The sequence below is a fragment of the Streptomyces sp. NPDC097640 genome (assembly GCF_040302705.1).
In the GTDB taxonomy this organism is placed as follows: domain Bacteria; phylum Actinomycetota; class Actinomycetes; order Streptomycetales; family Streptomycetaceae; genus Streptomyces.
On sequence record NZ_JBEOSB010000015.1, the window covers coordinates 73230 to 93133 of the forward strand.

Here is a 19904-nt window from a genome sequence, read left to right on the forward strand (position 1 = left end):
CGGCGGGCGCACGAGGCCCGTACCTCGCACATCGTGCCACGGAGCGCCGAAGGCCGACCGGAAATGCATCGCGGATGGACCCTCCGCTACGGCAAACTGACGCGGTGCGCACGCGGAGGGGGTGGTGCGATGCCGTGGCCGCGGCGACGCAACCAGCAGGCCACTGACGAGACATCGGAGTCCGAGCGACTGCTCTTCGGCGGACGGCTCCGGTACGACATGGGATTCAGCCGCTACGACGACGCCTATCTGCATCTGTCGTTATGGGCCATGGCCCGCAGGCTGCCGCGCCTGGTGGGCTCCACCGTACGGCTCGCCTGGGCCGCCGACCGCAAGGCGCTGCGCACGGTCGCGGCGGCCGAGCTCGGCCAGGGCATCGGTCAGGCGTTCAGCCTGGTGGCGGTGAACGACGCGCTGGCGGCGCTGCTGGCCGACGGGGCCACGGCCGACCGGCTGCGGGGCGCCCTGCCGTCCCTGATCGTGGTCGGCGTGGTGGCGGTCCTCGGCGCACTGCTGGCCTCGGCGTCGACGGCGGGAACCGGCCGACTCGAGCCCAAGGTCGAACGGCTCGCGACCGAACGGTATCTGGAGTGCGCGGCCCGCGTGGAGCTGTCCGCGATCGAGGACGCGGAGTTCCACCGGCTGCTGGACTCCGCCCAATACGGGGCCTCCTCGGCCCGGCGCATGGTCAGGTACTGCGTGGCGGTGGTCAACGGGCTGCTCGCGGTCGTCGCCGCGGCCGGGGTGCTGACGGTGCTGCACCCCGTGCTGCTGCCGCTGCTGGTGCTCATCGCGCTGCCACGCAGCTGGAGCGCGCTGCGCATCGCCCGCCGCCGCTATCTCTCCTTCCACACCATGATCGAGCACGCCCGCGCGGGCCATCTGCTCAGCCGGCTGCTCACCGAGCGCGAGGCCGCGCAGGAGGTCCGGGTGCACGGCGTCGGCCGTTTCCTGCTGCGCCACTTCCGCCGGATGTCGGAGTCCGCCGAGGCCGAGCAGACCCGGCTGGCCGACGCCGCGGCCCGCACCGAGCTGATCGCCGCGGGGTTCACCGGAGCGGCGACCCTCGCCACGTACTCGGCGCTCGCCGGGCTGCTGCTCACCGGCGGCATGAAGCTGTCCGTCGCGGGCACCGCGGTCATCGCCATCCGCACCGGCTCCCAGAACCTGTCCACGCTGGTGCTCCAGCTCAACCAGCTCTACGAGGAGATGCTGTTCGTCCAGGACCTGGACCGGCTGTGCGAGGACGCCGAGCGGTGCGCCATCCCCCAGGGCGGGCTGCCGCTGCCGAAGGAGCCGGAGGAGATCCGCTTCGAGTCCGTCTCCTTCACCTACCCCGGCAGCGACCGGCCCGCGCTGGACAAGGTCAGCCTCACCATTCCCGGCGGGGGCGTGGTCGCGCTCGTCGGCGAGAACGGGTCCGGCAAGTCCACCCTGGTCAAGCTGCTCGCCGGACTCCATATGCCGGACTCGGGGCGGATCCTGTGGGACGGCACCGACATCGCGGAGGCCGACCGGGAGCAGCTCTTCTCCCGGATCGCCATGGTCAACCAGGACTTCAAGCGCTGGCCCTTCACGGCCAAGGCCAATGTCGCGATCGGCAGCCCGGAGACCCCCATCCGCGCCGCCGCCCTGGACCGCGCGGCGGTCTACGCCGGGGCGGACGACATCGTCGCCGGGCTGCCGCACGGCTGGGACACCCTGCTGGCCCGGGAGTTCCGCGGTGGCCACCAGCTCTCCGGCGGCCAGTGGCAGCGGCTGGGCATCGCCCGCGCCCGCTACCGCGCGGCCCCCGTGCTGCTGGTCGACGAGCCCACCTCCGCCCTCGACGCCCGCGCGGAACTCGCCGTCTTCGAGCAGATCCGCGCCCTCGCGGGGGAGGGGCAGACCGTCGTCCTGATCACCCACCGGCTGGCCTCCGTCCGGCACGCCGACCTGATCCACGTCCTCCACGAGGGGCGGGTGACCGAGTCGGGCACCCCGCAGGAGCTGCTGGACCAGGGCGGCATCTACGCCGAGCTGTTCCATCTGCAAGCGTGTCAGTACGACCTCAGCGGGCCGTGACCACGCCGTGTCCGGCGAGATCGGACAGCAGACGGTCCCTGCGGCGTGCGGCCTCGGCCGGGTCGCGGACGTCGGCGCTCAGCATCCCGAGGCGGTCCACCAGCTTCTCCACCACCGCGTTCCGCGCCGGCGACCGGCCGGGCAGCAGGGGGGACTCGAAGCCGTGCTGCCACACCCGGGCGATCGCGTGGTCGTTCTTCCAGCGCACCTCGCGCAGGGTCTCCAGCTGGAGCCGGGCGGCGGTGCGGCTGTCCATCCCGTGGTGGGTCCAGTCCTCCGCCTCGCCGTCCAGGTCGAAGACCTCCAGGCCGAAGCGGTCGGCCTCCTGCCAGACCGGCATGGTCTCGTCGTTCATCATGAAGACGTAGAGCGCGAACTGGCCGGAGTACTCCGAGACCAGGAACCGCCGGGTGTCCTCGAAGAGTTCGGGCGTCTCTCCCGGATAGCCGACGATGAACGAGACGAAGGAGTGGATCGAGCTGTCCGAGAGCAGCTCGAAGGCTGTCCGGTTGGCGCGCGCCTTGACCTGCTTGTGCATATAGCCCAGCGTCGTGTCGTTCATCGATTCGAAGCCGATGGACAGCGCGCGGCAGTGCGCCCGCTCCAGGTCCGCCACGACCCCCCGGTCCCGGATCGAGTTGGCGCGCGTGTACGCCTCCCAGCCGACGTCCGCCTCGGCCAGCAGTGGCAGCAGCGCGCGCAGCCGGGTCGGCGGCACCGTGAACGTCGAATCCAGGGCCTTGATGTACTCGGCCCCGTTCTCGCTGCGGTAGCGCAGGAAGTCGTCGGCGATCTTCTGGGCCGACTTGTAACGCCACTTCGGCGACGCGGCGGGGAAGGAGCAGTACTTGCAGCTGAACGGACAGCCGCGCATGGACTCGTAGGGGACGACCGGAAGCGTGCCGACCGGGCTGGGCGAGGGCTGCGCGTCCAGGTCGATGTACTCGATCCGGGTCATGCGCAGCCGGTCCGTGTCGCGGTCGCGCCACACCAGGTTGGGGATCTCGGCCACGTCGCCCTTGGTGCGCAGGGCGTGCAGCAGCGCGGGCAGGGCCGCCTCGGCGTCGCCGCGGACGATGTACCGGACGAAGGGGTGATCGGACAGGATCCGCTGGAACTTGAGGTTGCTGTACTGCCCGCCGAGCACCAGGACCGCGGTGGGGCAGCGTTCCTCCACCCAGGTCACGGCCTTGGCGAGGGTGCGGCGGTCCCAGATGAACGTCGTCGAGAGCAGCACCACGTCAACGTCGGCCGGGGGTTCCACCGCGGAGCCGGTCCAGATCCGCTCGATCGGGAACACCTCGTGGTCGAATCCGGCGGCCAGAAGTATCGACTGAAGGGTGAAGGTGGTCAGATGGGGTGCCGTCTCCGGCTCGTGTTCCTCCTCGACGGGTGCGGAGAGGCGCACCGAGCTGACCGCGCGGGCCCGGCCGCCGGTGCGCCTCGGGCGCAGCAGCGGGCGTCTTGTCGCGTCCGCCGTGCGCAGGAGGGACAGGTCGAACACCTCGCGTCGTCCGGCGGCCGCGCGGTGGCCCGCCGGGGCCAGTAACGCCTCGAACGACGAGCCCTCCAGAAGCTTCTTGTTCGGTACCTCCGGCCCCATGCCGGAGATCAGGAGAACGTTCATCGGCTTCCTCCCGGGAAGTGTGTGCCGGCTTGGCGCCTTCAGCGCAGGAAGGCCCTGACCGCCGCGGCGATGCCCGCCTCGTCGAGCGCGGGGGCGGGCGCCGCGGCGTCCCATGGGGTGCCGAGGGCGCGGAGCCGGTGCGGGACGTTCACCAGGGCCTCGGCGACACACCGCGCCGAGGTGCCGGCCAGATGGGGCTCGACCAGGACGACGTCGGCCCGGTCGGCGGCCAGCACCGCGGTGCGCAGGCCGACCGCGTCGAAGGGGCGGATCGTCGAGGCGTACAGAACGGTCAGATCCAGGCCGGCGGTGGCGCGCACCGCCGTGTCCAGCGTGGGGCCCACGGCCAGCACCACACCGTCCGCGCCCAGCCTGATGACCTCGAACGCCCCCGAGGCGCCGTGGGGCTCGGCGTTGCCCTGTTCGGGGAGTCGGATGTACGCGCTGCCGTCGCCGGCCGCGGCCTCCCGCAACAGCCGCCCGACCTCGTCGGGGTGTCCCGGCACATGGACGCTCCAGCCGGGGAGCGTGCCGAAGAGCGCCACGTCCTGCGGCGCGGTGTCGTGCGAGGCGCCGTAACCGACCAGCACCGTACGTCCCCCGGGGTGGCCGAGAACCGGCCCGAGTTGTTGCAGAACGCGCTCGACGGGTGCGCCGAGGTTGACCGGAACCGATCCGGCCAGGGTCAAGCCGAATCGATCGAGAATTGCCGACGGCGGATCCGACAGTCGAGTCATGCCCGGTCCTCTCGTGAATACCATTCGGGCTGCCCGAGAATGGTGTGATCCGGAGTGTGGCCCCGGGCAAGTAAGGATGGCGTTAAATATTCAACCTTTAATTACTTGCCCATTCGTTTACTGTTTTGATGCCTTGGCTAGGGATGCGCAGGAGGCGAGCGGGGTTACCGTGATTCACCGTCAGGAAGGTTGCGGCGAAGGGGATTTCGATGGCTGGATCACCTGGCGGAAGCCCGCAGTTCGTGCATGTCATCGCCGGACCCACCGGCGTCGGAAAGAGCGCGGCCGCCACCGCGCTGGCCCGGATCACGGGCGCTCCGATCGTGGTGGCCGACCGGATCCAGTGCTTCACCGACCTGGCCACCACCAGCGCCCGGGCCGGTGAGGAGACGGAGGACGTGGAGCGTTCCTGGCTCGGCGACCGGACCGTCGCCGACGGGGACTACCCGGCCGAGGAGGCGGCGGACGCGCTCGTCCGCAAGCTGGAGCAACTCGGTGAGCAGCACCGGTTCGTGATCGTCGAGGGCGGCTCCATCTCGCTGCTCCAGGCCTTCGCGGAGCGGCTCCCGGAGCTCGACTGCCGGCTGACCGTACGGCTGCTGCACATCCAGGACCGGGAGGGCTATGTGGTCCGCCTGGCGCGCAGGGCGCGTCGGATGCTCGTCCCCGAGGGGGCCGGGAGCAGCATGCTCGAAGAGCTGGCCGCCCTTTGGGCGAGTCCGGGCCATCGATTCTTCGCGGCCTCGGTCAACGGGCTCGAAGCGATTCTCGAATGGTGCGCCACCTATTCGGTGGGCGTGGAATCGCTGACCTCATATGAGCTCTCGGAGGCACAACTGGAGAAGATGGCGTGGATGGTGGCGGAGCGCCACGCCGAACACGGATTTTTACAGGACAGAATCTTCTCGAAAGTTTTCGACGGAATACCTTCGGCCATTTATGGCGCGGCGTGAGCCCCGAGGCGCCCCTGCGCCGGGTCACGGTTTTCTGCGGGGCCTCTTCCGGCTGCCGCCCGGTCCATCTGCGAGCGGCGGCCGAGTTCGGCCGGGCCGTGGCCGAGGCCGGGCTCGAGCTGGTGTACGGAGGGGCCCGGGTGGGTCTGATGGGGGCGGTCGCCGACGCCGCCCTGCGCGGGGGAGCCGCCGTCACGGGCGTCATCCCCCGCCACCTCGAGCGCCACGAGATCAGCCACACCGGACTCACCCGGCTGCTGGTCGTGGCGGACATGCACCAGCGCAAGGCGCGCATGGCCGAACTCGGCGACGCCTTCGTCGCCCTGCCGGGCGGCCTCGGCACCGCCGAGGAGATCTTCGAGGCGCTGACCTGGGCTCAGATCGGGCTGCACGACAAGCCCTGTGCCCTTCTCGACACCGGCGGCTACTACCAGCCGCTGCTCGCCTTTCTCGCCCACGCCGCGGCCGAAGGGTTCGTATCGCACCGCGACGTGGACGGCATCGTCGTCTGCGCGCGCCCCGGGGACGTCCTGCCCCGGCTCGCCGAGCGCCGAAGGCTCAGATGCTGACGCCGTGCGAGCGCAGATAGGCCAGCGGGTTGATGTCCGAGCCGTAGCCGGGGCCGGTGCGGATCTCGAAGTGGAGATGCGGGCCGGTGACGTTGCCGGTCGAGCCCGACCGGCCCACCTGCTGGCCCCCGCCCACCTGTTGACCCGCCCGGACGGACAGCTGCGACAGATGCGCGTACTGGCTGTACCGGCCGTCCGGGTGCCGGATGACCACCTCATAGCCGTACGCGTCGGCCCAGCCCGCCGAGACCACCTGGCCGGTGCTGACGGCCTTGACCGAGGTGCCGATGCCCACGGGAAAGTCGATGCCGGTGTGATGGCCGCTGGACCAGCTGCTCCCGGCCGCGCGGTAGGCCGTGGTCGGGCTGATCCCGCTGACCGGTGCGGTGAAGCCGGAGCCGGTGGCGGGCTTGGCCGCCGGGGGCTTGGGGGTGGTCCGGTGGGAGCTCTCCGGCTTGGCGGTCTTCGGCTTCGCCTTCGCCTTCGGTTCGGCCCTGGGCTTGGCCTTCGCCTTGGGCTGGGCCTCTGCCTTGGGTTTGGCCTGCGGCTTGGCCCCGGACCCGTCCAGGGCGAGCCTCTGGCCCGGGTAGATCAGATCCGGATCGCCGCCGATGGTCTCGCGGTTGGCCTGGTAGATCGCCTGCCAGCCACCGCCGACCTCGTGCCGGTTGGCGATCCGGGACAGCGAGTCGCCGCTGATCACCACATACTTGCTGTCCTTGGCCGTGGTACGGCCAGGCAGGCTGGTGGGCGTCGGCGTGTCGTGCTTCGTCTGCTTGGCCGGCTCGGCGCGCCGGGGCTGCGCGGCCTGCTGCCCCTTGGTCACCGAAGCGTTGACGGCCTTGGCCGCGCTGTGCGGCTCCGCGTCGCCGCGGGCCAGCCCGGCCCGCCCCGAGCAGCTCGGCCAGGCGCCGGGGCCCTGGGCGTCGAGCACCTTCTCGGCGATGGCTATCTGCTGGTCCCTGGAGGCCAGGTCGGCCCGGGGCGCGTAGGCGGTCCCGCCGTACGCCGCCCAGGTGGACTGCGTGAACTGGAGGCCTCCGTAGAAGCCGTTCCCGGTGTTGATGTCCCAGTTCTCGGTGGACTCGCAGTGGGCGAGCTTGTCCCAGGTCTCCTCGCTCGCCGCGCTCGCGCCGGTCGCTCCGACCAGGGGCAGGGCGAGACCGGCGCCGCTCGCCGTGACGGTGAGCGAGGCGCGGGAGATGCGATTGGGCTTGTAGCGGCGGTGGCGTCCGCGTAAGGCCATGGACGGCTCCTTGTCATGCGCCTTCGCGGCGCGCTGCCGGGCGCGCCAAAGATTAGGGGTGTGGATTTCGCCACAACAAGAGGGAGTTGGGGCACGAATAGGGGTCATAGCGCGCTACGCTGCGGCCTCACCATCGTGATGTGATGTGGATCACATTATTTCGTTGGGTGTTGTGGGCGGGACGGAGCGTAGTGGCCCGAAGGGGCGCGGTGGCAGCGGAGTTGTGCGCCCCCTTCGGCGCGGCGGGCGCGAGCCGCGAGTCGCGGCCCGCGCCCAGACCGGCTCGGGGGCTACCCCTTGACCGCCAGCGACAGCGCGAACCGTCCCGCGCGGTCGGTCCACCACCGCCGTGGCTCGAGCCCCGCCGCGACGAGTTCCGCCCGCACCCGCTCCCGCCGGAACTTCGCGGAGACCTCGGTGCGGATCTCCTCCCCGGGCGCGAGATGGACCGCGAGGTCCAGCGCGGGGATCTTCGCGGTGACCGCGTCGCGGGCCCGTAGCCGCATCTCGATCCACTCCCGCTCGGCGTCCCACAGCGCCACATGGTCGAAGTCCGCCGGGTCGAAGTCGGCGCCCAGCTCCCGGTCGAGGACGGCCAGCACATTCTTGTTGAACTCCGCCGTGACGCCCTGCGCGTCGTCGTACGCGGCGACCAGCGTGGCCTCGTCCTTGACCAGGTCGGTGCCCAGCAGCAGCGCGTCGCCGGGCATGAGCAGGGCGCTGACCGAGGCGAGGAAACCGGCCCGCTCGACGGGCAGCAGATTGCCGATGGTGCCGCCGAGGAACGCCACCAGGCGCGGGCCCGGGGTGTCCGACGGCAGGGTGAGCCCCTCCAGGAAGTCGGCGACCAGCGCGTGCACCGTCAGCTCCGGGTGCTCGGCGAGCAGGGCGCGCCCCGCGAGGGTCAGCGCGCTCTCGCTCACGTCCACCGGCACATAGGCGTGCAGCTCGGGCAGGGCGCGGAGCAGATGGCGGGTCTTCTCGGAGGAGCCGGAGCCCAGCTCGACGAGGGTACGGGCGCCGGTCGCGGCGGCGATCTCCGCCGCCCGGGCGACCAGGATCTCCCGCTCCGCGCGGGTCGGGTAGTACTCGGGCAGCTCGGTGATCCGCTCGAACAGCTCGCTTCCGCGGGCGTCGTAGAACCACTTCGGCGGCAGCTGCTTGGGGGTACGGGTCAGGCCCTCGGCCACATCGGCGCGCAGCGCGGCGGCCGTGGCGTCGGCGGGCAGGGTGCGAGTGAGGGTGAAGGGGCTCACAGGGAAGCCTCCTTGAGTGCGGTGAGCTGGACATCGGAGCGGGTGGCGGAGAGCAGGGTGCGGTCGGGGACGTCGGTCCAGCGCGGGTCGTCGTCGTAGGGCTCGGAGGCGACCACCACGCTGTGGCCCGGCTCGGCCAGATAGCTGAGGGTGTCGCCCCAGGCGGTGGCGGCGATGGTCTCGCCGTCCGTCAGCAGCAGGTTGAGCCGTGACCCGGGCGCGGCGGCGGCCACCGTGCCGGTGGTCTCGCCCAGCGCCGTGGGCAGGTCCTGGCCCAGGCGCAGCCGGTGCAGCGTCAGCGCCCACAGGAACGCGGCGTCGCAGCGCGCCTCCATCCGCAGCAGATCGGCGGGCGGCAGGGTGGTGGTCAGCTCGGCCACGGAGTGGGGCCAGTCCTCGACCCTGCCGTTGTGGCTGAACAGCCAGGCGCCCGAGGCGAAGGGGGCGGCGCCCGCCTCCCCGTCGGCGCTCGTCTCGGAGGCGTTGCGCACGGCGGCCAGCAGCGCGCCGGTGCGCGTCACCCGGGCCAGATCGGCGAACGACAGATCGGCCCAGATGGGCCCGGCGCGCCGGTAGCGGGCGGCCACCGGGTCGCCCTCCGCGTACCAGCCGACGCCGAACCCGTCGGCGTTCATCCTGCCGTGCCGCTGCCGCCGTGGCTCGTACGACTGCCGGTACAGCCCGTGCGGGGGCGCGATGAGGAGTTCCCCCACGGGCCTGCTGGGCCCGAGATAGGCGAGATGCCGGCACATCGGCATCACCCCTTTCCGATCCGGGTGGGTCCGTTCCGGGCAGCGTTCACGCCTCACCGGACCCCGCGTCGCGGGCGGTGCGGAAGCCGGAGAAGATCTGGCGGCGGACCGGCAGGTCCCAGTTGCGGAACGTGCCGCGGCAGGCGACCGCGTCCACGGCGAAGGAGCCGCCGCGCAGCACCTTGTAGGTGTCGCCGAAGAAGACCTCCGAGTACTCGCGGTACGGAAAGGCCCGGAACCCCGGGTAGGGCAGGAAGTCGCTGGCCGTCCACTCCCACACATCGCCGATCAGCTGCCGGACGCCCAGCGGCGAGGCGCCGCGCGGATAGCTGCCGGCCGCGGCCGGGCGCAGATGGCGCTGGCCCAGGTTGGCGTGGTCCGGGGTGGGGTCGGCGTCGCCCCAGGGGTAGCGCCGGGACCGGTCGGCGGCCGGGTCGTGCCGGGCGGCCTTCTCCCACTCCGCCTCGGAGGGCAGCCGCCGCCCCGCCCAGCGGGCATAGGCGTCGGCCTCGTACCAGCTCACATGCACCACGGGCTCCTCGGGCCGCACCGGCTCCGTCGTCCCGAACCGGCGGCGCAGCCACTGCCCGCCCTCCCGCCGCCAGAACAGCGGCGCGGTCAGACGGTGCTCGCGGACGTGGCGCCAGCCCGGCCCGGTCCACCAGCTCCGCCGCTGATAGCCGCCGTCCTCGATGAACCGGGCGAAGGCTCCGGCCGTGACCGGGGCGGTGTCGATGAAGAAGGCGGGGACCACCCGGCGGTGCGCCGGGCGCTCGTTGTCCAGGGCCCAGGGCTCGGTGGAGGTGCCCATGGTGAACGGACCGCCGGGGACCAGCACCTCCGACGGCAGCGATGCGCCGTCCGCGGCGTCCGGCGGGGGCGGGGCGGTCAGCGCGGCGGGCCCGCGCCGCAGCTGGTGGGTGATGAGCATCGTCTCGTCGTGCTGCTGCTCATGCTGCGCGATCATGCCGAACGCGAAGGCGGCGTCGAGCAGCGGCCCGCCCCGCAGCGGGATCCGCTCGAGCACGTCGAGCACCCGGCCGCGCACATCGGCGACATATCCATGGGCCTCGGCGGGTGGCAGCAGCGGCAGCGAGGGGCGCTCGGCGCGCGGATGCTCGAAGGCGTCGTACACCGAGTCGATCTCGGGGCGCAGCGCCTCCTGCCCGGCGACCGCCCGCAGCAGCCACTGCTCCTCCTGGTTGCCGATGTGCGCCAGGTCCCAGACCAGCGGCGACATCAGCGGGGAGTGCTGGGCGGTGAGGTCGTGCTCGTCGACGCAGCTGGTGAGGGTGCGGGTGCGCTCGCGCGCCCCCCGCAGCGCCGCTTCGGCGCGCCTGCGCAGCGCCTCGGGGTCGGTGTCGGGTCCGGAAGCGGTCGTCATGGCCGGTACTCCTTCCCGGTGACGGGGGTGAGCAGATCGTCGGCCGGACACCGGCCGCGGGCGACATAGCGGTCGGTGAAGGCGGCCACGGCGGAGGTGATCGCGGGGGAGGCCCCGAGCCGGGGCAGCGCATCCAGGGCCGTGGCGAAGCAGACGGCGGCGGCGGCGCGGAGCTCGGGGTCGGTGAGAGCGTGCCGGGCGGCGGCGCGCCACAGCGGATTGGCCGGCGCGGGCTGCGGGCCCGCAGTCTCGGCGAGGGGTTTCACCACACGGTAGACGGTTTCCGTCGCCTGGGGGTCGTCGAAGAGGGCCACGGTGACGGCCAGGGGGACGATCCAGCCGTCGTCGCGCTGCGCGTCGATCATGCGCAGCTCCAGGTGGCCGCGGGGCCGGACGGGCGGGAAGAGCGTCGATACGTGATAGTCGAGGTCGTCCCGGGTGGGCGGCCGCGGCGCGCCCGTGCGGATCCAGTCGCGGAAGGTGAGGCCGTACGGCACGGACCACGCCCCCGCGCCGTCCCGGACGGCCATGACGGGCGCGTCGAGCACATACCCGGCCCAGGCGGCGCGCGGGTCCGGCCCCGCGGGCGGCGCCAGCGTCCGGCCCGGGTCCATCGCGGCCCACACGGCCTGCCGGGTCGAGCGGTAGCCGGTCGGGGCGCCCATGCGCAGCGGGGAGTTGGCGAAGGCGGCGGTCAGCACGGCCCCCAGCAGATGGGCCAGCCGCCAGCGCCGCCCGACGCCCAGCGGGCCCGGCTCCTCATGGCCTGCGTCCACGCACACCTGCACGGAGGCGGTGTTGCACATCATCGTGCGCCCGGCCGGTCCCCGGCGGTCGAAGTAGGTCTCCATCGTGGCGTAGCGGGGAGTGGTGAGAAACCGCCGCGGCGGGCGCCAGGGGTCGTGCCCGTGGCCGGCGATGCCGAGGCCGAGGCGGGCGAGGAGGGGGCGTACGAGCGCCAGATCGGCGGCGGCGGACTCCACCAGGTCGGTGAGCGAGTCGGCCGGGAGGGAGCTGAGCTCCAGCTGGCCGCCCGGTTCGAAGGTGAGCGCGGACCGGAGCGGAAGCCCGCGCAGTGCGGTCACCGCGCCGTCCAGCCGGGCGGTCTCCACCGGGCGCGCGGGGTCGTGCGCGTCGTGCACAAGCCATTCGAGCTCGACACCGAACCGCCGAGGCGGTCCGGTCTTGAAACAGATGCCCCGTATCCGGGCCTCCGTCTCGGCTTCGCTGATCGCCTGGTTCTCGGGCACCGTCGTCTCCCGTCCGCCTTTTTATGGGCTCGGCAGCCATATCGGCTCGGCAGTGGCTCGCCGTGGTACGAGTCGATGAGCCGTCGCCCACCCTCACCTGTGAGTGGCGTCCGGCTCAAGGGCCCGTCCAGCCTCAGGGCCCGTCCAGCGTCGCACAGGAGTTCATCGGCCGCCCGGCGGAGTGGTCCTGGCGTGCCACGCGGGACGGTTCCCCCGTTCGTACCGACTGGTTAGTATGCGGTTTCGGCGCGGGGACCGCGCGCCGACCGACAGCGTGTGGGAGGCCACCGGTATGCAGGCATGGCGAGTGCACGAGACGGGCGAGCCGCGGGCGGTGATGCGCCTGGAGGAGGTGGCGGAGCCGGTCGCCGGGCCCGGGGAGCTGCTGCTCCGGGTCAGGGCCGCCGACGTCAACTTCCCCGACGCCCTGCTCTGCCGCGGGCAGTACCAGGTGCGCCCGCCGCTGCCGTTCACCCCCGGCGTCGAGGTGTGCGGCGAGGTCCTGGCCGTCGGCGAGGGCGCCCCGGGCCGCCCGGGCGACCGCGTCATCGCCACCGCCGCGCTGCCCGCCGGCGGCTTCGCCGAGACCACGGTCGTCAGCGCCGCGGCCGCCCTGCCCGCCCCCGACGCGCTGGACGACGCCGAGGCCGCCGCGCTGCACATCGGCTACCAGACCGGCTGGTTCGGCCTGCACCGCCGGGCCCGGCTGGAGCCCGGGGAGACACTGCTGGTGCACGCCGCCGCGGGCGGCGTCGGCAGCGCCGCCGTCCAGCTCGGCAAGGCCCACGGCGCCCGGGTGATCGGCGTCGTCGGCGGCGCGGACAAGGCCGAGGTGGCCCGGGAGCTCGGCTGCGACCTGGTCGTCGACCGGCGGCGCGAGGACTTCGTGGCGGCCGTCAAGGAGGCCACCGGAGGACGGGGCGCCGATGTGATCTACGACCCGGTCGGCGGTGACGCGTTCGCCAAGTCGGTCAAGTGCGTGGCCTTCGAAGGCCGGATCGTGGTCGTCGGCTTCGCCAGCGGCGTGGTCCCGCAGGCCGCCCTCAACCACGCCCTCATCAAGAACTACGCGATCCTCGGCCTCCACTGGGGCCTGTACAACACCCACGACCCCGCCGCCGTCCGCGCCTGCCACGAGGAGCTGGCCAAGCTCGCCTCCCAGGGCGCGGTCAGGCCGCTGGTCAGCGAGCGGGTCCCGCTCGACGCGGCCGCCGACGCCGTCCAGCGCGTCGCGGACGGCACCACCACCGGCCGCGTCGTGGTCGTCCCGGGGCAGCGCCAGGGGGTGGGACGGTGAGCACGACCGCCGAACCGGGGCGGGTGACCGCCGACGAACTGCGCGACCGCGTCCGGAGGCTGCTCGCCGAGCGCCCCGTGGCCACCACCGGCCGCCTGGACTTCCTGCGGGCCCGCTTCGACGCCGGACTCGCCTGGGTCCACTACCCGGTGGGGCTCGGCGGCCTGGGCGCTCCCCGCGCGCTCCAGGCCGTCGTGGACGCCGACCTCGACGCCGCGGGCGCGCCCGACAACAACCCCCGCCGCATCGGCATCGGCCTCGGCATGGCCGCGCCCACCATCCTCGGCTTCGGCACCGACGAGCAGCGCACCCGCCTGCTGCGCCCCCTGTGGACCGGCGAGGAGGTGTGGTGCCAGCTGTTCAGCGAACCGGGAGCCGGCTCCGATCTCGCGGCCCTCGCCACCCGGGCCGTGCGCGACGGCGACAGCTGGGTGGTCGACGGGCAGAAGGTCTGGACGTCCGGCGCACACCTCGCCCGCTGGGCGATCCTCATCGCCCGCACCGACCCCGACCTGCCCAAGCACCGCGGCATCAGCTACTTCATCTGCGACATGACCGACCCGGGCGTCGAGGTGCGCCCGCTGCGCCAGATCACCGGCGAGGCCGAGTTCAACGAGGTCTTCCTCACCGGTGTGCGCATCCCCGACAGCCGGCGTCTCGGCGGGGTCGGCGAGGGCTGGAAGGTCGCCCAGACCACCTTGATGAACGAGCGCGTCGCCATCGGCGGCGGCCGCGTCCCCCGCGAGGGCGGCATGATCGGCAAGGTCACCGGCGCCTGGCGCGAGCGGCCCGAGCTGCGCACCCACGACCTGCACCAGCGGCTGCTCGGACTGTGGGTGGAGGCCGAGGCGGCCCGGCTGGCGGGCGAACGGCTCGGCCAGCAGCTCGCGGTCGGCCAGCCCGGCCCCGAGGGCTCGGCGATGAAGCTCGCCTTCGCCCGCCTCAACCAGGAGATCAGCGGCCTGGAAGTGGAACTGCTGGGGGAGGAGGGCCTGCTGTACGACGACTGGACGCTGCGCCGCCCCGAGCTCGTCGACTTCACCGGGCGCGAGGCGGGCTACCGCTATCTGCGGGCCAAGGGCAACTCCATCGAGGGCGGCACCTCCGAAGTGCTGCTCAACATCATCGCCGAACGCGTCCTGGGCCTGCCGTCCGAGCCCCGGACCGACAAGGACCTCCCGTGGAAGGACCTGCCCCGATGAGCACCCCGGACCTGCTCTACTCCGAGGCCGAGGACGATCTGCGGGCCGCCGTGCGCTCGCTGCTCGCCGACCGCTGCCCGCCCTCCGCCGTCCTCGCCGGAGCGGAGAGCGCCCGCCCGTACGACCCCGCGCTGTGGCGCTCCCTGGCCGTGGAGATGGGAACGGCCGGGCTGCTGGTGCCGGACAAGCTCGGCGGACAGGGCGCCACGGCGCGGGAGGCGGCGGTCGTGCTGGAGGAGCTGGGCCGTGCCGTCGCCCCCGTCCCCTACCTCACCAGCGCCGTGCTCGCCGCCACGGCCCTGCTGGGCTGCGACACCGACGAGGAGCGGGTGGCCCGGCCGCTCGGCGCGCTCGCCGAGGGGCGCGCGGTCGGCGCGCTCGCGCTGCCGCTGGCCACCGCGCCCGGCGGCGGCGCGCCGAGCGCCACGGTCACCGCCCGCGGCGACGGCGCCCTCAGCGGCCGGGTCCGCGGCGTGGCGGGCGCGGCCGGCGCGGACATACTGCTCGTCCCCGCCGAGGGCCCCGACGGATACGGGCTGTATTCCGTCGACGTTGCCGCTGCCGCCGACGCCCCCGGCGTCACCGTGGAGCCGCTGACCCCGCTCGACCTCACCCGGCCGCTCTCCGCGCTCCACTTCGCCGACACCCCGGCGCGCCGCCTCGCCGGGCCCGACCGCGCCCGGGACGCGGTCGGCCGGGCCCTGACGGCCGGGGCCGGGCTGCTCGCCTCCGAACAGCTGGGCCTGGCCGAGTGGTGTCTGACGGAGACCGTCCGCCACGCCAAGGAGCGCCATCAGTTCGGCCGCCCCATTGGCTCGTTCCAGGCGCTCAAACACCGGATGGCCGGACTCTGGCTCGAGCTGGTCTCCGCCCGGGCCGCCGCCCGGCACGCCGCCGACGCGCTCGCCACGGACAGCCCCGAGGTCCCCGTGGCGGTGGCGGTCGCCCAGGCGTACTGCGCACGGGTCGCGGTGCACGCGGCCGAGGAGTGCGTACAACTGCACGGCGGGACCGGCATGACCTGGGAACACCCGGCGCACCTCTACCTCAAGCGGGCCAAGAGCGACGAGATCGCGCTGGGCACCCCCGGCCGTCACCGCGCGGCGCTGGCCGGGCTGGTGGACCTCCCCGCCCCCGTCGGCTGAGCGGAGCCGCCCCCGGCCGGTGCCCGCCGACCGGGGGCGGACGGGGCGCCGGGGCGTACGGGCAGGGGCGGCCCGGGGGTTCGCACCCGTGATCGGCACCCGTATGGAGCACCCGAGATGGCGCGGGTCAAGGGGGTTTCTGGGCCAGACTGGCGGCCGGATTCCGATCCTCATGAAGCGCCTGAGGAGGCTCGCCATGGCCATTTCGATCTCCGTGGTCCTACTGCTGCTGATCCTGGCGGTGGTCTTCCTGCGGAGCGGAGGGCTGCGTGTCTCGCATGCGCTGGTCTGCATCACCCTGGGCTTCTACCTGGCCAGCAGCAGCATCGCGCCCACCATCTCCGAGGGGCTGGCGGCGACCGCGGACGTGGTCAGCAGCGTGCGGCCCTGACCGCCGGGGCCCCGGCCGCAGGACGCAGAAACCCCCGGTCGGCGGGGGCGACCAGGGCCCGCGGCCCGGCGGCGCGCAGCACGACGTCCAGCACGGCGTCGGCCTCGGCGGCGCCGCCCACCGCTCGCGCCCCGTGTCCGAGTCCCGCACCAGCCCGACGTCGTCCATTCCGCGCCGGGCCGCCGCCTCGCTCAGCGGGCCCGCCGAGCTCGTACGCTGAGCCGAGGTCAGAAGCGGCCGCACCACGCGGCTCACCGTATCGACCGCCTTCCCCGCGAACCACCCGGATCGCACCGGTCCGGTCGTCTCAGGGGCGGTCGGTGGAAGTCTCGGGGGCGGGGCGGCTGAACACCCCGATCCCGTTGGGGACCGGCCGCTCGGTGCCGCCCGAGGGGTGGTTGCGTACGGTCGCCCGCCCGCTGTCCGCGTCCCGCACCACGAGCGTGGAGGAGCCGCCCCCGTCGAGGTTGAACACATCGTCGGCGCCGAGGGCGAGCATCACATCCGCGAGCTCGCTGAGGGTCAGCCCGGCGCGGTAGGTCATCTCGCCGTCCAGCACCAGCAGATACAGCAGACGCCCGCCCTCGCCGATGCCCGCCGCGGTGCGCACCGCCCCGGTGAGCGGGTCGAGCCCGTCGAGCCTGTGCCGGTCGCGCACGATCGGGAAGCCGCCGAGCGCGAAGGCGAACGGCGGGCGGTGGGTCTCCCGCAGCCCGTACTCGAAGCGCACCGGTTCGCCCACCCGCAACTCGCGCAGCGCCCGCGCCCCCGCCTCCCGCCCCACCAGCACGAACGAATCCTCCGGGATGGGCCCCTTGCCGGGCGTGACCGCCCGCCGGGCGACCAGGCCCGCACGGACCGTCACCTCATAGGTCTCCGCGCTGCACGGCGCCGACCGGGAGGTGTCCACGCCGCAGGCGGCCCGCACCCGGGACGCGCCGCCCCAGCCGGAGGTGTACGCCCCGATGCCGTCCACCGCCACCGCGTACTGGTTCAGCCCGCGCAGCGGCCGGGTGCCCCGCCCCTCCGCCGTCACCGTGCCGCGCAGCGTCAGCCGGCCCACGCGGGCGATCCGGTCGGTGCCGACGCCGACCACGTCCTCCGTCGAGGTGCCCGGCGGCGGCGCCGGGCCGAAGCGCTGGCCCTGGGGCACCGCCGACTTGAGCAGCTGCCCGGCCGAGACCTCCGGGCCCACCGCGGCGCCCGTCGCCTCCACACCGGGGTGCTGGGTCTCGGTGATGTGGAAGAAGTCGCCGTTCACGGCGGCCACCGCGGCGCGCTCGGCGGCCATGTCCGAGACCCGGGAGCGCGAGGCGACCGCGTCGGGGTGGAGCAGTCCCAGCGACACCCCCGGCTCCCGCAGGTCGACGGTGAGCAGATGGCCCAGCGCCGTGCCGTGCGAGGTGGCCAGCGTGAACTCGCGGTACTCCACGCCCGGCGCCGGTGTGGAGCGCTCCAGGAAGCGCGGCACGGCGCGGGCCGTGGGCGCGGGACCCGCCCCGGCCCGGCCGGCACCGGCCAGCACGCCCCACGCGAGGGCCACCGCCACCGCCGCACGCATGCGCCCGGACCGCCTGCGCACCCGCCCGGACCTTGAGCGACTCCTCACCGCCATCGCGCACCTCCCGTCAACCGCCCGGTCCCGGGCACCGCTTCGGCGCGAGCCGCGCTTTTGACGGGAACGGCGCGGAAATGGCCGGAGACCACCGGAGGAACTCTTCGCACGCCCCTGCCCAAGCGGCCCACGCCGCCCCGATACTCACTGGCGTCCGTCGAGCAACCCCGGCCCCGCGCCGGGGCAAGAGCCGGGAGGCCCCCATGGTCCGCCGCACCCGCCGTGCCTTTGTCGTCACCCTCGGAGCAGCCGTCGCGGGCGGGATAGCCGCCCCCGCATACGCGAGTTCGGGATCCGGCAGGGGCAAGCCGCCGCTGGCCAGAGCCCACGCGCACAACGACTACGAGCACCCACGCCCGCTGCTCGACGCGCTCTCGCACGGCTTCGGGAGCGTGGAGGCCGACATCTGGCTGGTGGACGGGCAGTTGCTGGTCGCCCACGACGCGGCGGACCTCGACCCCACCCGCACCCTGGAGGCGCTCTACCTCGACCCGCTGGCGCGACGCGTCAAGCAGAACGGCGGACGCGTCTACCGCGGCCACGACCTGACGCTGCAACTGCTCATCGACATCAAGACCGCGGGCGAGCCCACCTACCTGGAACTCGCCAAGCGCCTGCGCCCCTACCACTCGATCCTGAGCAGCGCCCACGGCGGCGTCGGCGGCCGGGTGCGCCGCTCCGCGGTGACCGCCGTGATCTCGGGCGACCGCGGCGCGCGGGCCCCCATGGAGGCCGAACGGGTGCGCCACGCCTTCTACGACGGGCGTCTCGAGGACCAGGGCACCGGCGTGCCCGCCTCCTTCATCCCGCTGATCAGCAGCAACTGGACGCAGAGCTTCGGCTGGCTGGGCTCCGGCGAGATGCCGCCGGCCGAGCGGGAGAAGCTGCGTCAGATCGTGGGTTCGGCGCATGCGAACGGCCAGCGCGTCCGCTTCTGGGCCACCCCCGATGTGGCGGGGCCGGAGCGCGAGGCGCTGTGGCGCGAACTCCTCGCCGCCGACGTCGACTACATCAACACCGACGACCTGGCGGGCCTGGAGGACTTCCTGCGCGGCGCTCACTGACCCGCGTCGCGGGCTCACGGCTGTCACTGGCAGATCGTATGATCAACACACGCGCCTCCCCGTGAGGCGCGTGTGGGCCAGTCGGGCGACGCCCCGCACGCCGAGCCCCGCGAGACCTACGCGCCGCGCTGCTCCCTGAACGCCGCCGGGTCGTCCAGGACCGCCTGCACCACCGAGCCCGCCGCGCCCAGCACCGGCCCGTCGGAGCCCAGCCGGGAGACGGTCACCACGCCCTGGCCCGGCCGGGCCGGATCCGTGAGCCGCCGCGCCAGCTCCCGCTCCAGGGCGGGCAGCAGCCAGGGCGCCAGCGGGGTGAGCGCCCCGCCGAGCACCACCTTCTGCGGGTCCAGCAGATTCACCGTGCCCGCCAGGGCGATGCCGAGCGCCGCGCCCGCCCCGCGCAGCGCGCTGCGCACGCGCGGGTCGCCGTCCGCCGCGTGCCGGGCCAGCAGGGCGATCCGGCCACCCGGGGCCCGGTGTTCGGCGGCGGCCTGCTCCGCGCTCAGGCCCCCGGCCCGCAGCACCGCCTCCTCGCCCGCGTACTGCTCCAGACAGCCGCGCCCGCCACACGCGCACTCCGGCCCCTCGGGCCGCACCGGCACATGCCCCAGCTCGCCCGCGAAACCGTGTGTCCCGCGCAGCAGCCGCCCGTCGATCACGACGGCGGCGCCGATGCCGATCTCGGCCGAGACATGCACGAAGTCACGCGGGGCGGGGTCGTGGCCGCCGAGCCACAGCTCCGCGAGCGCGCCCAGGTTGGCCTCGTTGTCGACGGTCAGGGCGCCGCCCGGCAGGGCCTCCCGCAGCGCGGCGCCCACGTCCACGCCCGACCAGCCGAGGTTCGGGGCGCGCACCACGACACAGGACTCGCGCGCCACCAGGCCCGGCACCGCCACCGCGAGCCCCACCGGCCGCAGCCCCTCGCCCTCCGCCTCCGCCGCGACACGCCGTACGAGCTCGGCGAGCCGCTCGAGCACGGGGCCCGGCGCGCGGCCCCGGTTCGCCGACTCGACCTGGGCCCGGGCCCGTACCCGCCTGCCGAGGTCCATCGCGTACACCGCCAGGTGGTCCACGCCTATCTCCGCGCCGAGCCCGGCCGGCCCGCGCTCGTTGAGCTGTAGCGCGCTGCCGGGGCGGCCGACCGTGCCCGGCCGGGACGGTCCGAGCTCCACCAGCAGCCCGTCCCGGGCCAGCTCCTCCACCAGGGTCGAGACGGCGGCCCGGGTCAGCCCGATCCGGGCCGCGACGGCGGCCCGGGACAGCGGGCCGTGCGCGGCCACGGCGTGCAGGACGAGGGAGAGATTGCGTCTGCGTATCGCCTGCTGAGTGTTGGGCAGTGGCGCTGCCACCTG

Annotated in this window: 18 protein-coding genes; 8 read left to right on the forward strand and 10 right to left on the reverse strand. The window is 73.8% G+C overall.

Going from position 1 to position 19904, the window contains the following annotated elements:
• The first annotated feature begins 129 nt into the window (after positions 1 to 129).
• Entirely contained in the window at positions 130 to 2064 is a 1935-nt protein-coding gene (locus tag ABTY62_RS23995; protein ID WP_352131485.1) for an ABC transporter ATP-binding protein, read from the forward strand.
• Here the strand turns inward: ABTY62_RS23995 and ABTY62_RS24000 are convergent.
• Positions 2051 to 3691 (reverse strand): B12-binding domain-containing radical SAM protein, encoded by a 1641-nt coding sequence (locus ABTY62_RS24000; RefSeq protein ID WP_352131486.1) that lies wholly within the window; start codon positions 3689 to 3691, stop codon positions 2051 to 2053. The two genes, ABTY62_RS23995 and ABTY62_RS24000, sit on opposite strands and share 14 nt — an antisense overlap.
• 38 nt (positions 3692 to 3729) lie before the next feature.
• A complete protein-coding gene (locus ABTY62_RS24005) occupies positions 3730 to 4428 on the reverse strand; it encodes a transketolase (RefSeq protein WP_352131487.1) in 699 nt (232 codons plus the stop codon).
• Positions 4429 to 4637: 209 nt separating this feature from the next.
• On the opposite strand from ABTY62_RS24005, the gene ABTY62_RS24010 reads away from it, so the two are divergent.
• Positions 4638 to 5381 carry an isopentenyl transferase family protein gene (locus ABTY62_RS24010; RefSeq protein WP_352131488.1) on the forward strand — a complete coding sequence of 248 codons (744 nt, stop codon included), beginning with the start codon at positions 4638 to 4640 and terminating at the stop codon, positions 5379 to 5381.
• On the forward strand, positions 5378 to 5950 hold the full coding sequence (locus tag ABTY62_RS24015) for an LOG family protein (protein ID WP_352131489.1): 573 nt from the start codon (positions 5378 to 5380) through the stop codon (positions 5948 to 5950). The genes ABTY62_RS24010 and ABTY62_RS24015 overlap by 4 nt, the downstream gene beginning before the upstream one ends.
• Here ABTY62_RS24015 and ABTY62_RS24020 read toward each other — a convergent pair.
• The 5 genes from ABTY62_RS24020 to egtA all read right to left on the reverse strand — a co-directional run bounded on the left by ABTY62_RS24020 (position 5940) and on the right by egtA (position 11838).
• A complete protein-coding gene (locus tag ABTY62_RS24020; protein WP_352131490.1) occupies positions 5940 to 7196 on the reverse strand; it encodes a transglycosylase family protein in 1257 nt (418 codons plus the stop codon). The two genes, ABTY62_RS24015 and ABTY62_RS24020, sit on opposite strands and share 11 nt — an antisense overlap.
• A 290-nt stretch (positions 7197 to 7486) precedes the next feature.
• Positions 7487 to 8452, reverse strand: a complete 966-nt coding sequence (gene egtD, locus ABTY62_RS24025) for an L-histidine N(alpha)-methyltransferase (protein ID WP_352131491.1) — start codon at positions 8450 to 8452, stop codon at positions 7487 to 7489.
• On the reverse strand, positions 8449 to 9204 hold the full coding sequence (egtC, locus tag ABTY62_RS24030) for an ergothioneine biosynthesis protein EgtC (RefSeq protein WP_311728748.1): 756 nt from the start codon (positions 9202 to 9204) through the stop codon (positions 8449 to 8451). Before egtC ends, egtD begins: the two co-directional genes overlap by 4 nt.
• A 46-nt stretch (positions 9205 to 9250) precedes the next feature.
• Entirely contained in the window at positions 9251 to 10588 is a 1338-nt protein-coding gene (gene egtB, locus ABTY62_RS24035) for an ergothioneine biosynthesis protein EgtB (RefSeq protein WP_352131492.1), read from the reverse strand.
• Entirely contained in the window at positions 10585 to 11838 is a 1254-nt protein-coding gene (gene egtA / locus ABTY62_RS24040; protein WP_352131493.1) for an ergothioneine biosynthesis glutamate--cysteine ligase EgtA, read from the reverse strand. Before egtA ends, egtB begins: the two co-directional genes overlap by 4 nt.
• Positions 11839 to 12130: 292 nt before the next feature.
• Here egtA and ABTY62_RS24045 point away from each other — a divergent pair, with 292 nt between their 5' ends.
• From ABTY62_RS24045 to ABTY62_RS24060, 4 genes are all read left to right on the forward strand, one after another.
• On the forward strand, positions 12131 to 13135 hold the full coding sequence (locus ABTY62_RS24045; RefSeq protein ID WP_352131494.1) for an NADPH:quinone oxidoreductase family protein: 1005 nt from the start codon (positions 12131 to 12133) through the stop codon (positions 13133 to 13135).
• Positions 13132 to 14337 (forward strand): acyl-CoA dehydrogenase family protein, encoded by a 1206-nt coding sequence (locus tag ABTY62_RS24050; RefSeq protein ID WP_352131495.1) that lies wholly within the window; start codon positions 13132 to 13134, stop codon positions 14335 to 14337. Before ABTY62_RS24045 ends, ABTY62_RS24050 begins: the two co-directional genes overlap by 4 nt.
• Entirely contained in the window at positions 14334 to 15482 is a 1149-nt protein-coding gene (locus ABTY62_RS24055; protein WP_352131496.1) for an acyl-CoA dehydrogenase family protein, read from the forward strand. The genes ABTY62_RS24050 and ABTY62_RS24055 overlap by 4 nt, the downstream gene beginning before the upstream one ends.
• Positions 15483 to 15678: 196 nt before the next feature.
• The gene (locus tag ABTY62_RS24060) at positions 15679 to 15873 is read left to right on the forward strand and encodes a hypothetical protein (RefSeq protein WP_352131497.1); all 195 of its coding nucleotides are present in this window, start codon (positions 15679 to 15681) and stop codon (positions 15871 to 15873) included.
• Here ABTY62_RS24060 and ABTY62_RS24065 read toward each other — a convergent pair.
• Both ABTY62_RS24065 and ABTY62_RS24070 read right to left on the reverse strand, forming a co-directional pair.
• On the reverse strand, positions 15854 to 15994 hold the full coding sequence (locus ABTY62_RS24065) for a hypothetical protein (RefSeq protein WP_352131498.1): 141 nt from the start codon (positions 15992 to 15994) through the stop codon (positions 15854 to 15856). The genes ABTY62_RS24060 and ABTY62_RS24065 overlap by 20 nt on opposite strands.
• Before the next feature lie 186 nt (positions 15995 to 16180).
• Positions 16181 to 17434 carry a phosphodiester glycosidase family protein gene (locus ABTY62_RS24070; protein WP_352131499.1) on the reverse strand — a complete coding sequence of 418 codons (1254 nt, stop codon included), beginning with the start codon at positions 17432 to 17434 and terminating at the stop codon, positions 16181 to 16183.
• Positions 17435 to 17691: 257 nt separating this feature from the next.
• On the opposite strand from ABTY62_RS24070, the gene ABTY62_RS24075 reads away from it, so the two are divergent.
• Positions 17692 to 18552 carry a phosphatidylinositol-specific phospholipase C/glycerophosphodiester phosphodiesterase family protein gene (locus tag ABTY62_RS24075; protein ID WP_311728742.1) on the forward strand — a complete coding sequence of 287 codons (861 nt, stop codon included), beginning with the start codon at positions 17692 to 17694 and terminating at the stop codon, positions 18550 to 18552.
• Positions 18553 to 18668: 116 nt separating this feature from the next.
• Here the strand turns inward: ABTY62_RS24075 and ABTY62_RS24080 are convergent, their stop codons facing one another.
• A complete protein-coding gene (locus ABTY62_RS24080; RefSeq protein ID WP_352131500.1) occupies positions 18669 to 19901 on the reverse strand; it encodes an ROK family protein in 1233 nt (410 codons plus the stop codon).
• Positions 19902 to 19904 lie beyond the last annotated feature (3 nt).